The organism is Micromonospora sp. LZ34 (assembly GCF_052981855.1).
Genome location: NZ_JBRIQN010000053.1, coordinates 25,630 through 38,296, shown reverse-complemented (window position 1 = coordinate 38,296; position 12,667 = coordinate 25,630). Strand labels below are relative to the sequence as shown.

General features: G+C 72.3%; 13 protein-coding genes. 11 read left to right on the top strand and 2 right to left on the bottom strand.

Features of this window, described 5'->3' with window-relative positions:
* Positions 1-94: 94 nt before the first annotated feature.
* Entirely contained in the window at positions 95-1,099 is a 1,005-nt protein-coding gene (locus ACVCAH_RS32430; RefSeq protein WP_447140051.1) for a COX15/CtaA family protein, read from the bottom strand.
* Positions 1,100-1,197: 98 nt separating this feature from the next.
* Between ACVCAH_RS32430 and ACVCAH_RS32425 the strand changes: the two genes are divergently transcribed.
* The 10 genes from ACVCAH_RS32425 (at position 1,198) to ACVCAH_RS32380 (ending at position 9,801) form a co-directional block, all read left to right on the top strand.
* Positions 1,198-1,953, top strand: coding sequence for a helix-turn-helix transcriptional regulator (locus ACVCAH_RS32425; protein WP_447140050.1), 756 nt, complete (start codon positions 1,198-1,200; stop codon positions 1,951-1,953).
* The gene (sufB, locus tag ACVCAH_RS32420) at positions 1,950-3,380 is read left to right on the top strand and encodes a Fe-S cluster assembly protein SufB (protein ID WP_334574510.1); all 1,431 of its coding nucleotides are present in this window, start codon (positions 1,950-1,952) and stop codon (positions 3,378-3,380) included. The genes ACVCAH_RS32425 and sufB overlap by 4 nt, the downstream gene beginning before the upstream one ends.
* 122 nt (positions 3,381-3,502) lie before the next feature.
* The gene (sufD, locus tag ACVCAH_RS32415; protein WP_447140049.1) at positions 3,503-4,651 is read left to right on the top strand and encodes a Fe-S cluster assembly protein SufD; all 1,149 of its coding nucleotides are present in this window, start codon (positions 3,503-3,505) and stop codon (positions 4,649-4,651) included.
* On the top strand, positions 4,651-4,977 hold the full coding sequence (locus ACVCAH_RS32410; protein WP_447140048.1) for a non-heme iron oxygenase ferredoxin subunit: 327 nt from the start codon (positions 4,651-4,653) through the stop codon (positions 4,975-4,977). Before sufD ends, ACVCAH_RS32410 begins: the two co-directional genes overlap by 1 nt.
* Positions 4,977-5,750, top strand: a complete 774-nt coding sequence (gene sufC, locus ACVCAH_RS32405) for a Fe-S cluster assembly ATPase SufC (RefSeq protein WP_447140047.1) — start codon at positions 4,977-4,979, stop codon at positions 5,748-5,750. Before ACVCAH_RS32410 ends, sufC begins: the two co-directional genes overlap by 1 nt.
* A gap of 18 nt (positions 5,751-5,768) precedes the next feature.
* A complete protein-coding gene (locus tag ACVCAH_RS32400) occupies positions 5,769-7,073 on the top strand; it encodes a cysteine desulfurase (RefSeq protein WP_447140046.1) in 1,305 nt (434 codons plus the stop codon).
* The gene (gene sufU, locus ACVCAH_RS32395) at positions 7,073-7,549 is read left to right on the top strand and encodes a Fe-S cluster assembly sulfur transfer protein SufU (RefSeq protein ID WP_447140045.1); all 477 of its coding nucleotides are present in this window, start codon (positions 7,073-7,075) and stop codon (positions 7,547-7,549) included. The genes ACVCAH_RS32400 and sufU overlap by 1 nt, the downstream gene beginning before the upstream one ends.
* Complete coding sequence (locus tag ACVCAH_RS32390) at positions 7,546-7,953, top strand: metal-sulfur cluster assembly factor (protein WP_447140044.1); 408 nt, start codon at positions 7,546-7,548, stop codon at positions 7,951-7,953. Before sufU ends, ACVCAH_RS32390 begins: the two co-directional genes overlap by 4 nt.
* Before the next feature lie 501 nt (positions 7,954-8,454).
* Positions 8,455-9,081: a LysE family transporter gene (locus ACVCAH_RS32385; RefSeq protein ID WP_447140043.1), complete on the top strand. Its 627-nt coding sequence runs from the start codon at positions 8,455-8,457 to the stop codon at positions 9,079-9,081.
* A 66-nt stretch (positions 9,082-9,147) separates the two neighbouring features.
* The gene (locus tag ACVCAH_RS32380; RefSeq protein ID WP_447140042.1) at positions 9,148-9,801 is read left to right on the top strand and encodes an acVLRF1 family peptidyl-tRNA hydrolase; all 654 of its coding nucleotides are present in this window, start codon (positions 9,148-9,150) and stop codon (positions 9,799-9,801) included.
* An 84-nt stretch (positions 9,802-9,885) separates the two neighbouring features.
* Here the strand turns inward: ACVCAH_RS32380 and ypfJ are convergent, their stop codons facing one another.
* The gene (gene ypfJ, locus ACVCAH_RS32375; protein ID WP_447140056.1) at positions 9,886-10,800 is read right to left on the bottom strand and encodes a KPN_02809 family neutral zinc metallopeptidase; all 915 of its coding nucleotides are present in this window, start codon (positions 10,798-10,800) and stop codon (positions 9,886-9,888) included.
* A 246-nt stretch (positions 10,801-11,046) separates the two neighbouring features.
* Here ypfJ and ACVCAH_RS32370 point away from each other — a divergent pair, with 246 nt between their 5' ends.
* The gene (locus ACVCAH_RS32370; RefSeq protein WP_447140041.1) at positions 11,047-12,651 is read left to right on the top strand and encodes an ABC-F family ATP-binding cassette domain-containing protein; all 1,605 of its coding nucleotides are present in this window, start codon (positions 11,047-11,049) and stop codon (positions 12,649-12,651) included.
* Positions 12,652-12,667: the final 16 nt, after the last annotated feature.

Genomic DNA, 12,667 nt, shown 5'->3' with positions numbered 1-12,667 from the left:
GACCCCAGGACTCATCAAGTCCAGGCGGGGGGAGTGCTCACCCGCCCGCGGCTACCAGTGTCGAGTCTGCCAACGCCTCACCCGACAGCTCCCATTAGGCGGGGGCGGGGACGGGGTCGGCGGCCTTGGTGGCGGAGGCGGGGTCGGCGGTGAGCGGGCGGCGTTCGCGGGTCGACCACTGCACCGCGAGGGTGGCGAGCAGGACCAGGCAGGAGCCGAGCATGTGCGCCCCGACCAGCAGCCCGGGCAGGTGCAGGAAGTACTGCACGAAGCCGATCACGCCCTGGCCCAGCTCGACCGCGACCAGCACGACGGCGGCCCGCTCGGCCCGCCGGGCGCCGACCGCCCGGAACGCGAAGATCATCGCCACCGAGAGGCCGAGCAGCAGGAAGACCGCGTCGGCGTGCACCTGGGAGATCGCCTCCGGGTCCAGCCCGTTGCGCGCCGCGCCCTGGTCGCCGGCGTGCGGCCCGCTGCCGGTCACCCAGGTGCCGATCACCAGCACCGCGACGCTGACCGCCGTGGTGACCAGGGCCAGCGCGCGCAGCGGGCCGGGCACCACGGTCACCGCCGGGCCGTCCGGGTCCACGGTCCGCCGCCAGAGGGCGTACGCAGCCGCGATGACGGCCATCGAGGCGAGGAAGTGCAGCCCGACCACCCACGGGTTGAGGTTGGTCAGCACGGTGATCCCGCCCACCACCGCCTGGGCGGGGATGCCGAGCAGGACGGCGACCGCGAGCGGCAGCAGCCCCGGCCGCCGGGGCCGGTGCAGCAGCACCGCCAGCAGCACCGCCGCCGCGATGATCCCCACCGCGAAGGTGAGCAGCCGGTTGCCGAACTCGATCGCCCCGTGCACGCCCATCTCGGCGGTGGCGACGTAGGAGCCGTCGGTGCACCGCGGCCAGGTGGGGCAGCCGAGGCCGGAGGCGGTCAGCCGGACGGCCCCGCCGGTGACCACGATGCCGACGTTCGCGATGATGGAGGTGAGGGCGAGGCGGCGCAGCAGCGCGGCGGAGACCGGAAACCGGACGAACGGGCGTTGCGGCGCGGCGGGAGCCGGGGGCCGGGCGGGACGCTTCACGGCGCAAATCCTACGCACCGTAGTGATCGAGGATCGTGCGACTCCGCCCGGACGGTGGTTCGGATCACCGGGACCCGGGTTTGCGGGCCCCTGGCGAATTACGTAACGTTGGCGTTGTGAAAAACGCGGCGGGCCTCTCCGGGCACCAGCCGGCGACCGTTCCGGTCGCCGGTCAGCCCGCGTCCGCCACGGACCTCTCCACCCGGGACCGGGTCACCCAGCTGCTGCTGGAGCGGGGCGCCACCACCGCCGCGCAGCTCGGTTCGGCCCTCGGGCTCAGCCCGGCGGCGATCCGCCGGCACCTCGACGCCATGCTCGCGGACGGTGACGTGGTCGCCCGCGAGCAGACCGTCCGCGGCCACCGTGGCCGCGGCCGCCCGGCGAAGGTGTTCCTGCTGACCGAGGCGGCCCGGGTCCGCTGCGGCACCCACCACTACGACAACATGGCCACCGCCGCGCTGCGCTGGATCGCCCGCAACGGCGGTTCGCCGGCCGTCGAGGCGTTCGCCGCCGAGCAGGTCTCCGCCCTCGAGGCGCGCTGCCGGGCGGCGATGGAGGACGCCGGCGACGACCCGCTGGCCCGGGCGGAGGCGCTCGCCGGAGCGCTGACCGCCGAGGGCTACGCTGCCAACGCGTCCACGATCGCCTCCGGTGGCCAGCTCTGCCAGCACCACTGCCCGGTGGCGCACGTGGCCGCCGAGTTTCCCCAGCTGTGCGAGGCCGAGACCGCGGTGATCTCCCGTCTGGTCGGCACCCACGTACAGCGCCTGGCCACCATCGCGCACGGCGACGGGGTGTGCACCACGCACATCCCGGCCCAGCCGCGTGCCCAGTCCGGTAACACCGTCACCACTGTGAGGACAGATAGATGACCGAGCAGATCGTCCAGCCCCTGACCCAGGAAGAGCAGCTCGCCGCCCTGGGTCGCTACGAGTACGGCTGGTCCGACCCCGACGTCGCCGGGGCGGTCGCCCAGCGCGGCCTCAACGAGGCGGTGGTGCGGGACATCTCGGCGAAGAAGAACGAGCCGGCCTGGATGCTCGACCTGCGACTGAAGGGCCTGCGACTGTTCGGCCGCAAGCCGATGCCGGCCTGGGGCGCGGACCTCACCGGGATCGACTTCGACAACATCAAGTACTTCGTCCGGTCCACCGAGAAGCAGGCCACCAGCTGGGAGGACCTGCCCGAGGACATCAAGAACACCTACGACCGGCTGGGCATCCCGGAGGCCGAGAAGCAGCGCCTGGTCGCCGGTGTCGCGGCGCAGTACGAGTCCGAGGTGGTCTACCACAAGATCCGTGAGGACCTCGAGGAGCAGGGTGTCATCTTCCTGGACACCGACACCGCACTGCGCGAGCACGAGGACATCTTCAAGGAGTACTTCGGCACGGTGATCCCGGTCGGCGACAACAAGTTCGCCGCGCTGAACACCTCCGTGTGGTCCGGTGGCTCGTTCATCTACGTGCCGAAGGGCGTGCACGTGGAGATCCCGCTGCAGGCCTACTTCCGGATCAACACGGAGAACATGGGCCAGTTCGAGCGGACGCTGATCATCGTCGACGAGGGTGCGTACGTGCACTACGTCGAGGGCTGCACCGCGCCGCTGTACTCCTCCGACTCGCTGCACAGCGCGGTGGTGGAGATCATCGTCAAGAAGAACGCCCGGTGCCGCTACACGACCATCCAGAACTGGTCGAACAACGTGTACAACCTGGTCACCAAGCGCGCCGTCTGCCACGAGGGCGCGACCATGGAGTGGGTCGACGGCAACATCGGCTCCAAGGTGACCATGAAGTACCCGGCGGTCTACATGACCGGCGAGCACGCCAAGGGCGAGGTGCTCTCGGTGGCCATGGCCGGCGAGGGGCAGCACCAGGACGCCGGCGCCAAGATGGTGCACGCCGCGCCGCACACCTCCTCCACCATCGTGTCGAAGTCGATCGCCCGGGGCGGCGGCCGCACCTCGTACCGGGGCCTGGTCCAGGTGCTGGAGGGCTCGCACCACAGCCGGAGCACGGTCAAGTGCGACGCGCTGCTGGTCGACACCATCTCCCGCTCGGACACCTACCCGTACGTCGACATCCGCGAGGACGACGTGGCGATGGGGCACGAGGCGACCGTCTCCAAGATCAGCGACGACCAGCTCTTCTACCTGATGAGCCGCGGTCTGAGCGAGGACGAGGCGATGGCGATGATCGTGCGCGGCTTCATCGAGCCGATCGCCAAGGAGCTCCCGATGGAGTACGCCCTGGAGCTCAACCGCCTGATCGAGCTCCAGATGGAGGGCGCGGTCGGCTGACCCTGACCGCGAACCCGGACCCGGCGGGCCGCGCGAAGCTCGACCCGCCGGGCCGGGCCGCGCGAAGCCCGACCCGCCCTCCGGTTAATGACACCGTCGTCGCAGAACAGACCAAGGAAGAGATGACTACCCAGGCTTCCGCGCCGCCCAGCACCAAGTCGCAGGCGCTCCGCTCGTACGACGTCGCCGACTTCCCGGCCCTGACCGGCCTGGAGGAGGAGTGGCGGTTCACCCCGCTCAAGCGCCTGCGCGGGCTGCTGGACGGTGCCGTGACCGAGGAGTCGGCGCACTGGCCCGCCCTGGAACACGGTCAGCTGCCCGAGGGGATCACGGTCGGCACCTTGGCCAAGGACGACCCACGCCGGGGCAGCGTGCTGGTCCCGGTGGACCGGATCAGCGCACGGGCCTACGGCGAGTCGGATCTCGGCACGCTGGTGCAGGTGGCCCGGGAGGCGGTGGTCACCGAGCCCTTGATCATCACCGTGCACGGCGGTCCGTCCGACGTGGTGGCCTTCGCCCACACGTTCGTGGAGGTCGGCGCGCTGTCCGAGTCGGTCGTCGTGCTGCGGCACGTCGGTGGCGGCACCCTGGCCGACAACGTCGAGGTGAGCGTGGCCGACGGGGCGAAGCTGACCCTGGTCACCATCGCGGACTGGGCGGACGACGCGGTGCAGGCGCAGCACCTCAAGATCAAGCTGGGCCGGGACGCGAAGGTGATCCACGTCCAGGTGAGCCTCGGCGGCGACCTGGTCCGGCAGTACACCTCGGTGGAGTACACCGACCGGGGCGGCGAGGCCGAGCTGTACGGCCTCTACTTCGCCGACTCCGGCCAGCACCTGGAGCACCGGCAGCTGGTCGACCACAGCGTGCCGGACTGCCGCAGCTACGTCGGCTACCGCGGCGCCCTGCAGGGCGAGAGCGCGCACACCGTCTGGGTGGGTGACGTGCTGATCCGCGCCGAGGCGACCGGCACCGACACGTACGAGATCAACCGGAACCTGCTGCTCACCGACGGCGCCCGGGCGGACTCCGTACCGAACCTGGAGATCGAGACCGGCGAGATCGCCGGCGCCGGCCACGCGAGCGCGACCGGCCGGTTCGACGACGAGCAGCTGTTCTACCTGATGGCCCGGGGCATCCCGGCGGCCGAGGCGCGCCGCCTGGTGGTGCGCGGGTTCTTCGCCGAGCTGATCAACAAGATCCCGGTCGAGGACCTGCGCGAGCGGCTCGGCGACGCGATCGAGGCCCGGTTGGCCAAGGCGGGCGCCTGATGATCCGGATCTGCTCCACGGAGGACGTGCCGAAGGGGACCGCGATCAGCGCGGACGTCGACGGCACCCCGATCGCGCTGGTGCACGGCGAGGACGGCGAGTTCTACGCCGCCTACGACGAGTGCTCGCACGCCGCGGTCGCCCTCTCCGAGGGCGAGGTCGACGGCTGCACGCTGGAATGCTGGCTGCACGGTTCCCGTTTCGACCTGCGTACCGGTGAGCCGACCGGGCTGCCCGCCACCGAACCCGTACCCGTCTACCCCGTCGAGGTCCGTGACGGGGACATCTACGTCAGCCTCACGCCGAGCAATGGAGTGACCCGATAATGAGCACCCTGGAGATCCGCGACCTGAAGGTGTCGGTCAAGCTGCCCGAGGGTGAGCTCAAGCCGATCCTGGCCGGTGTCGACCTGACCGTCCGCTCGGGCGAGACCCACGCGATCATGGGCCCGAACGGCTCCGGCAAGTCCACCCTGGCCTACTCGATCGCGGGCCACCCGAAGTACGAGATCACCGGCGGTTCGGTGACCCTCGACGGCGAGGACGTGCTGGCCATGTCCGTCGACGAGCGGGCCCGCGCCGGCCTCTTCCTGGCCATGCAGTACCCGGTCGAGGTGCCCGGCGTCTCGGTGGCCAACTTCCTGCGGACCGCCAAGACCGCGATCGACGGCGAGGCGCCGAAGCTGCGCACCTGGGGCGGCGAGCTGCGCGGGGCGATGGAGCGGCTCCAGATGGACCCGGCGTTCGCGCAGCGCAACGTCAACGAGGGCTTCTCCGGCGGTGAGAAGAAGCGGCACGAGATCGTGCAGCTGGAGCTGCTCAAGCCGAAGATCGCCATCCTCGACGAGACCGACTCCGGCCTGGACGTGGACGCGCTGCGCGTGGTCAGCGAGGGCGTCAACCGGGTGCGCGACACCGGCGACACCGGGATGCTGCTGATCACCCACTACACCCGGATCCTGCGCTACATCAAGCCGGACTTCGTGCACGTCTTCGTGGCCGGCCGGATCGTCGAGCAGGGCGGCCGGGAGCTGGCCGACAAGCTCGAGGAAGAGGGCTACGAGCGGTACGTCGCCGGGGCCGGTTCGGCGCGGGCCTGAGGGTAAGGACCAGCTGAGGTGACCACCATCGCGATCCCGCCCGGGATGCCGCAGTACGACGACGTGCCGCGCTACGACGTGGCCAAGGTGCGCGCCGACTTCCCGATCCTCGATCGGGAGGTCAACGGGCACCGGCTGGTCTATCTCGACAGCGCCAACACCTCGCACAAGCCGCGGCAGGTGCTCGACGTGCTCGCCGAGCACTACGCGATGCACAACGCCAACGTCTCCCGCTCGGTGCACACGCTGGGCACCGAGGCGACCGAGGCGTACGAGGGCGCCCGGGCCAAGGTCGCCGCGTTCATCAGCGCGCCGAGCGTGGACGAGGTGGTGTTCACCAAGAACTCCACCGAGGCGATCAACATCGTGGCGTACGCCTTCTCGAACGCCTCGCTGCGCCCGGACGCCGACCCGCGGTTCCGGCTCGGCCCGGGCGACGAGGTGGTGATCTCCGAGATGGAGCACCACTCGAACATCGTGCCGTGGCAGCTGCTCTGCGAGCGCACCGGCGCGACGCTGCGCTGGTTCCCGGTGACGGACCAGGGGCGGCTGGACGAGTCGGGCCTGGACGACCTGGTCACCGAGCGGACGAAGATCGTCTCGCTGGTGCACATGTCGAACATCCTCGGCACGGTCAACGCCACCGCGCGGATCACCGAGCGGGTGCGCGAGGTGGGGGCGCTGCTGCTGCTGGACTGCTCGCAGTCGGTGCCGCACATGCCGATGGACGTGGTGGACTACGACGCCGACTTCATCGTCTTCACCGGGCACAAGATGTGCGGTCCGACCGGCATCGGGGTGCTCTGGGGGCGGGCGGAGCTGCTCGCGGCCATGCCGCCGGTGTTCGGCGGTGGCTCGATGATCGAGACGGTGGCGATGGCGGGGTCCACCTTCGCCGCGCCGCCGGCCCGGTTCGAGGCGGGCACCCCGCCGATCGCCGAGGCGGTCGCGCTCGGCGCCGCGGTGGACTACCTCAGCGGCATCGGGATGCGGGCCATCCAGTGGCACGAGAAGGAGCTGACGGCGTACGCGCTGGACGCCCTCGCCACGGTGCCCGGCCTGCGGATCTTCGGGCCGACCGTGCCGGTGGGCCGGGGCGGGACGATCTCGTTCGCCCTGGGTGACGTGCACCCGCACGACGTGGGGCAGGTGCTCGACTCGCTCGGCGTGCAGGTACGGGTGGGGCACCACTGCGCCCGCCCGGTCTGCACCCGGTTCGGCGTGCCGGCCACCACGCGGGCCTCGTTCTACCTCTACACCACCACCGAGGAGATCGACGCCCTGGTGGCGGGACTGGAGCAGGTGCGGAAGGTGTTCGACTGATGCAGCTCGACCAGCTCTACCAGGAGATCATCCTGGACCACTACAAGCACCCGCACGGGCGCGGCCTGCGGGACGCGGACGACCCGGCGGACCGGGTGGCCGAGGCGCACCACGTCAACCCCACCTGCGGTGACGAGGTCACCGTCCGGGTCGCCACCGACGGCGACGTGCTGCACGACGTCTCGTACGACGGCATGGGCTGCTCGATCAGCCAGGCGTCGGCGAGCGTGCTGCACGAGCTGCTGGTCGGTCGGGGCGCGGGCGACGCGTTCGAGGTGCACGAGGCGTTCGTGCAGTTGATGTCCGGCCGTGGTCAGGTCACGCCGGACGAGGACGTGCTCGGTGACGGGGTGGCGTTCGCGGGTGTCGCGCGCTACCCGGCCCGGGTGAAGTGCGCGCTGCTGCCGTGGATGGCGTTCAAGGATGCCGCGGCACGCGCCGGCGTGGGCGTGAGCCCTACGGAGGTAAAGGCATGAGTAGCGAGGACACCGCCACCGCGGCGACGCCGCCGACCGAGGGCGCGGCCGGCGCGCCGGCCGCCGGGGCGGCGGGCGGCAAGGCCGCCGTCGCCGACATCGAGGAGGCGATGAAGGACGTCGTCGACCCCGAGCTGGGCATCAACGTGGTCGACCTCGGCCTGGTGTACGGCGTGCACGTCGACGACGAGAACGTCGCCACCCTGGACATGACGCTGACCTCGGCGGCCTGCCCGCTCACCGACGTGATCGAGGACCAGGCCCGGCAGGCGCTGACCACCGGTCCGGGCGGCGGCCTGGTCAACGACATCCGGATCAACTGGGTCTGGCTGCCGCCGTGGGGGCCCGACAAGATCACCGACGAGGGGCGCGACCAGCTCCGCTCCCTCGGCTTCAACGTCTGACCCGGCCCGGAGCCGGTACCCGTCGAGCGCGTCGCCCACCCGGGCGCCGCGCTCGACGCGTCTCCATCCCGCTTCCCACCTCGCCCCCCGGCGCGTCCCGCCTGGTCCCACCTCGCCCCCGGCGCGTCCCCACCCCGCTTCCCTCACCTCCCGACGCGGTGCCCCCGCGCCCATTCGTGATCGTCTGATGCTCAGCAGGCGCGAGCGAGCCTCTCGCCCTGCTGAGCAGCAGACGATCACGGGCGACAACGTGCGGGGCGGGGGAGGGGGCCGGGGACGGGGGTCAGGCGATGCCTGACCCGTCGCCGCCGGTCGGGCGGGGTGGGGGTCGGTGGCGGGCTCGGGGGCGGGGTGGAAATCGGTGGCGGGGGTGCGGGTGGGGGCGCAGGATGGGCGGGTGATCGAGACGTACCGGATGAAGCCCGCACCTGTCGCCGCGACCGTCGTCGCGCGCCGACAGCGCCCGGCACCCGGTCGCGCCTCGACCCGCCGCCGACGGTCGTGACCGGCGCGTTCCTGGCCGGCCTGGTTGCCGGCTACGGCGTCGCCATCCCGGTCGGCGCGATCGCCGTGCTCATCCTCGGCCTCAGCGCCCGTACGTCGTTCCGGGTCGGTGCCGCCGCCGCGCTCGGGGTGGCCACCGCCGACGGGCTCTACGCCGCGGTGGCGGCCCTCGGCGGGGCCGTGGTCGCCGGGCTGATCGCCCCGGTCGCCGGGCCGCTGCGGCTGGCCGCGGCGCTGGTGCTGCTCGCCATCGCCGCGCACGGCGCCTGGCGGGCGGCGCGGCCCCGCACCCCGACCGGTGCGGCCGGTCCGCGCCGGGGGCTGGACACCCCACCCCGGGCGTTCGCCGGCGTGCTCGCGCTGACCCTGCTGAACCCGGCGACCGTGGTGTACTTCGCGGCGCTGGTGCTGGGCCGGGGCGACGCCGCCGACCCGGATCCGCTGGCCGCCGCGCTCTTCGTGCTCGGCGCCTTCGTCGCCTCCGCGAGCTGGCAACTGCTGATCGCCGGCGGCGGCACCCTGGTCGGCCGGGTGCTCGCCGGGCCGCGCGGTCGGCTGGTCACCGCGCTGCTCTCCAGCGCGATCATCGCCGCGCTGGCGGTGGCCATGCTGCTGCCCGACTGAGTCGTCCACCCGGCACGGTCCCGGGTCAGCGCCCTGTGGTGGCGGTCGGTGCCGTACGGTCGGGCGATGAGCAGCAGACCCGCAGCGGGGGGCGGCCGGTGGGTCGAGGTCGACCCGGGCCGGGTGGGCCGCTGGGTCGACGGCTTCGCCGACCGGCACGGCCCGCCCGCGACCACCGTCGAGGGGTACGGCCTGCTGCTCGCCGCCCCGGACGGCGCGACCGCCGAGCTGCACACCCCGCCCGGCGCCCCGGCCAGCGCGGACCTGCCCGGTTTCGTGGCCGCCGCGACCGCGCCGCGCCGGATCGGGCTGCTGCTCGCCCGCAAGGGCGCGGTGGCGGTCGGCGTGGCGACGGGGGAGGAGCTCACGGTCTCCAAGGTGGACACCCGGTACGTGCAGGGGCGCACCGCCGCCGGCGGCTGGTCCCAACAGCGCTTCGCCCGGCGGCGCGACAACCAGGCGAAGGCGGCCCTGGGCGACGCGGCCGAGCTGGCCGTACGGCTGCTGCTGCCGGAGGCGTCGTCGCTGAGCGCGTTGGTCTGCGGCGGCGACCGGCGGGCGGTGGACGGCGTGCTCGCCGACCGGCGGCTCGCCCCGCTGGCCGCGCTGCGCGCGGACCGGCTGCTGGACGTGCCGGAACCCCGGCACGCCGTGCTGGTCGGCGCGATCGCGGCGGCCCGGGCGGTCCGGATCCTGGTCCGCGACCCGGCCCCGGCCTGACCGCTCCTTCGCGCCGTGCCGAGCCCGGGCAGGCCGACGGCCGGTGGGACCGCGTCCACCGGCAGCCGGGACGGTTTCAGCGGATCAGAGCGCGCCGCCGAAGGTGTCGCAGGACTTCGGGTCGCCGCTGGAGTAGCCCCGGGTGAACCACTCCTTGCGCTGGGCCGAGGAGCCGTGGGTGAACTCCTCCGGGTTCACCGGTCGGTTCGCCCGCTCGGAGATGGCGTCGTCGCCGATCTTCTCCGCGGTGTCGATCGCCTGCGCGATGTCCTGCTCGGTGATGCTGGTGAAGATCTTCTGGCCGCTCTCGTCGGCGGTGCCGGTGGCGTTCTTGGCCCACGCCCCGGCGTAGCAGTCGGCCTGCAGCTCCAGCTTCACCGACAGCGCGTTCGCGTTGTCCGGGTCGCGCTGCTGCTGGCGGCGCATCTGCGCCTCGGTGCCGAGCAGGTCCTGCACGTGGTGGCCGTACTCGTGGGCCAGCACGTACGGCTGGGCGAACTCGCCTTCGGCGCCGAGCTGGCCGGCGAGCACCCGGTAGAAGGTCAGGTCGATGTAGACCAGGTCGTCGGCCGGGCAGTAGAACGGACCGACGCCGGAGTCGGCCTGGCCGCAGGCGGTGCTCACCCCCTGGCTGAAGAAGACGGTCCGGGACGGGCGGTACTGCTCGCCGAAGGCCTGCGGCAGCGCGGTGCGCCAGTACGCCTGGATCGAGTTGACGTAGAGCGTGTTGCGGCAGTCCAGTTGCTGCAGCGCGTCCTCGGCGGAACACTTCTGCTCCAGCGAGGTGTTGTCGCCCTGCTCCCCGCCGCCGTTGGTCGCCGCGTTCAGGCCGAAACCGCCGCCGACCAGGGCGACCAGCACGGCGATGATGATGCCGACGATGCCGCCGCGGCCGCCGCCGATCGGGATGGGGATGCCGCCCAGCCCGCCGCCTCCGCCGGACCCTCGCCGGTCGTCCACCTGGCTGGTGTCGATCCGCGCGTTCTCGTTCAGCTCCATGTCAACCCCGATCACCGTTTTGATCCGTCTTGGTGGTTGCGGTACCGGACCGGGTCCGGACGCCGATTCGGTACCCGATGATCTTGGTCGGTAATCCGGCGGGGAAGTCGGACGGCGCCCGGTACACTTGCCCCGTGCTGCTCTGCGAAGGCTGAACCGCCCCGCGCCGACGGTGTCCTCCGGCCCGCCGGCGCTCTCGCGTGCCCTGAGTCAGCCCTTCCAGACCCCGAGAGCGAGTACCTCGAAATGATCACTGCCACCGGCCTGGAGCTGCGCGCCGGCGCCCGGATCCTGCTGTCCGACACCACGCTGCGGGTGCAGCCGGGCGACCGGATCGGCCTGGTCGGCCGCAACGGCGCCGGCAAGACCACCACGCTGAAGGTGCTGGCCGGCGAGGGGCAGCCGTACGCCGGGCAGATCGACCGACGCAGCGCCATCGGCTACCTCCCGCAGGACCCGCGCACCGGCGACCTGGACGTCACCGGCCGGGACCGGGTGCTCTCCGCCCGCGGCCTGGACGTGCTGATGGCTCAGATGACGGAGATCGAGGCCAAGCTCGCCGACGGCGCCGACGACAAGCTGGTCCGCCGCTACGGCGCGCTGGAGGACCAGTTCGCCTCGCTGGGCGGGTACGCCGCCGAGGCCGAGGCCGCCCGGATCTGCGCCAACCTGGGCCTGCCCGACCGGGCGCTCGCCCAGACCATCGGTACCCTCTCCGGCGGCCAGCGTCGCCGGATCGAGCTGGCCCGCATCCTGTTCCGCGACGCCGGCGAGAACGGCGGCGGCATCCTGCTGCTGGATGAGCCGACCAACCACCTCGACGCCGACTCGATCACCTGGCTGCGCGGCTTCCTCGCCAACCACAAGGGCGGCCTGATCGTGATCTCCCACGACGGCTCGCTGCTGGAGTCGGTGGTCAACAAGGTCTGGTTCCTCGACGCCACCCGCTCGGTGGTCGACGTGTACAACCTCGGCTGGAAGGCGTACCTGGAGGCGCGCGAGACCGACGAGCGGCGCCGCCGCCGGGAGCGGGCCAACGCCGAGAAGAAGGCCGGCGCGCTGATGGCGCAGGCCGACAAGATGCGGGCCAAGGCCACCAAGACCGTCGCCGCGCAGAACATGGCCCGGCGGGCCGAGAAGCTGATCGCCGGCCTGGAGGAGGTACGCGTCGCCGACAAGGTGGCGAAGGTGCGCTTCCCGAGCCCGGCCCCGTGCGGCAAGACCCCGCTCACCGCGACCGGCCTGTCCAAGTCGTACGGCTCGCTGGAGATCTTCACCGACGTCGACGTGGCGGTCGACCGGGGTTCCCGGGTGGCCATCCTCGGGCTCAACGGCGCCGGCAAGACCACCCTGCTGCGTATGCTCGGCGGCCTGCTGGAGCCGGACACCGGCCAGGTCAACCCGGGGCACGGGCTGCGGCTGGGCTACTACGCCCAGGAGCACGAGACGCTGGACGTCGACCGTACGGTGCTGGAGCACATGCGCAGCGCCGCCGCCGACCAGACCGACACCGACCTGCGCAAGATCCTCGGTGCGTTCCTCTTCTCCGGCGAGGACGTGAACAAGCCCGCCGGGGTGCTCTCCGGCGGCGAGAAGACCCGGCTGGCCCTGGCCACGCTGGTCTGCTCCGGGGCGAACGTGCTGCTGCTGGACGAGCCGACGAACAACCTCGACCCGGTCAGCCGGGAGCAGGTGCTCGACGCCATCGCCCGCTACCCGGGCGCGATCGTGCTGGTCACCCACGACCCCGGCGCGGTCATGGCGCTCAAGCCCGACCGGGCCATCCTGCTGCCCGACGGCGACGAGGACGCCTGGAGCGACGACCTGCTCGAACTGGTCGAACTCGCCTGACCCCCCCCGGGCCCGC

Bases quoted from the DNA above. Each gene is read 5' to 3' on its own strand.
- sufB (WP_334574510.1), top strand. From the start codon at position 1,950: ATGACCGAGCAGATCGTCCAGCCCCTGACCCAGGAAGAGCAGCTCGCC.
- sufD (WP_447140049.1), top strand. From the start codon at position 3,503: ATGACTACCCAGGCTTCCGCGCCGCCCAGCACCAAGTCGCAGGCGCTC.
- ACVCAH_RS32410 (WP_447140048.1), top strand. From the start codon at position 4,651: ATGATCCGGATCTGCTCCACGGAGGACGTGCCGAAGGGGACCGCGATC.
- sufC (WP_447140047.1), top strand. From the start codon at position 4,977: ATGAGCACCCTGGAGATCCGCGACCTGAAGGTGTCGGTCAAGCTGCCC.
- sufU (WP_447140045.1), top strand. From the start codon at position 7,073: ATGCAGCTCGACCAGCTCTACCAGGAGATCATCCTGGACCACTACAAG.
- ACVCAH_RS32390 (WP_447140044.1), top strand. From the start codon at position 7,546: ATGAGTAGCGAGGACACCGCCACCGCGGCGACGCCGCCGACCGAGGGC.
- ACVCAH_RS32380 (WP_447140042.1), top strand. From the start codon at position 9,148: ATGAGCAGCAGACCCGCAGCGGGGGGCGGCCGGTGGGTCGAGGTCGAC.
- ypfJ (WP_447140056.1), bottom strand. From the start codon at position 10,800: ATGGAGCTGAACGAGAACGCGCGGATCGACACCAGCCAGGTGGACGAC.
- ACVCAH_RS32370 (WP_447140041.1), top strand. From the start codon at position 11,047: ATGATCACTGCCACCGGCCTGGAGCTGCGCGCCGGCGCCCGGATCCTG.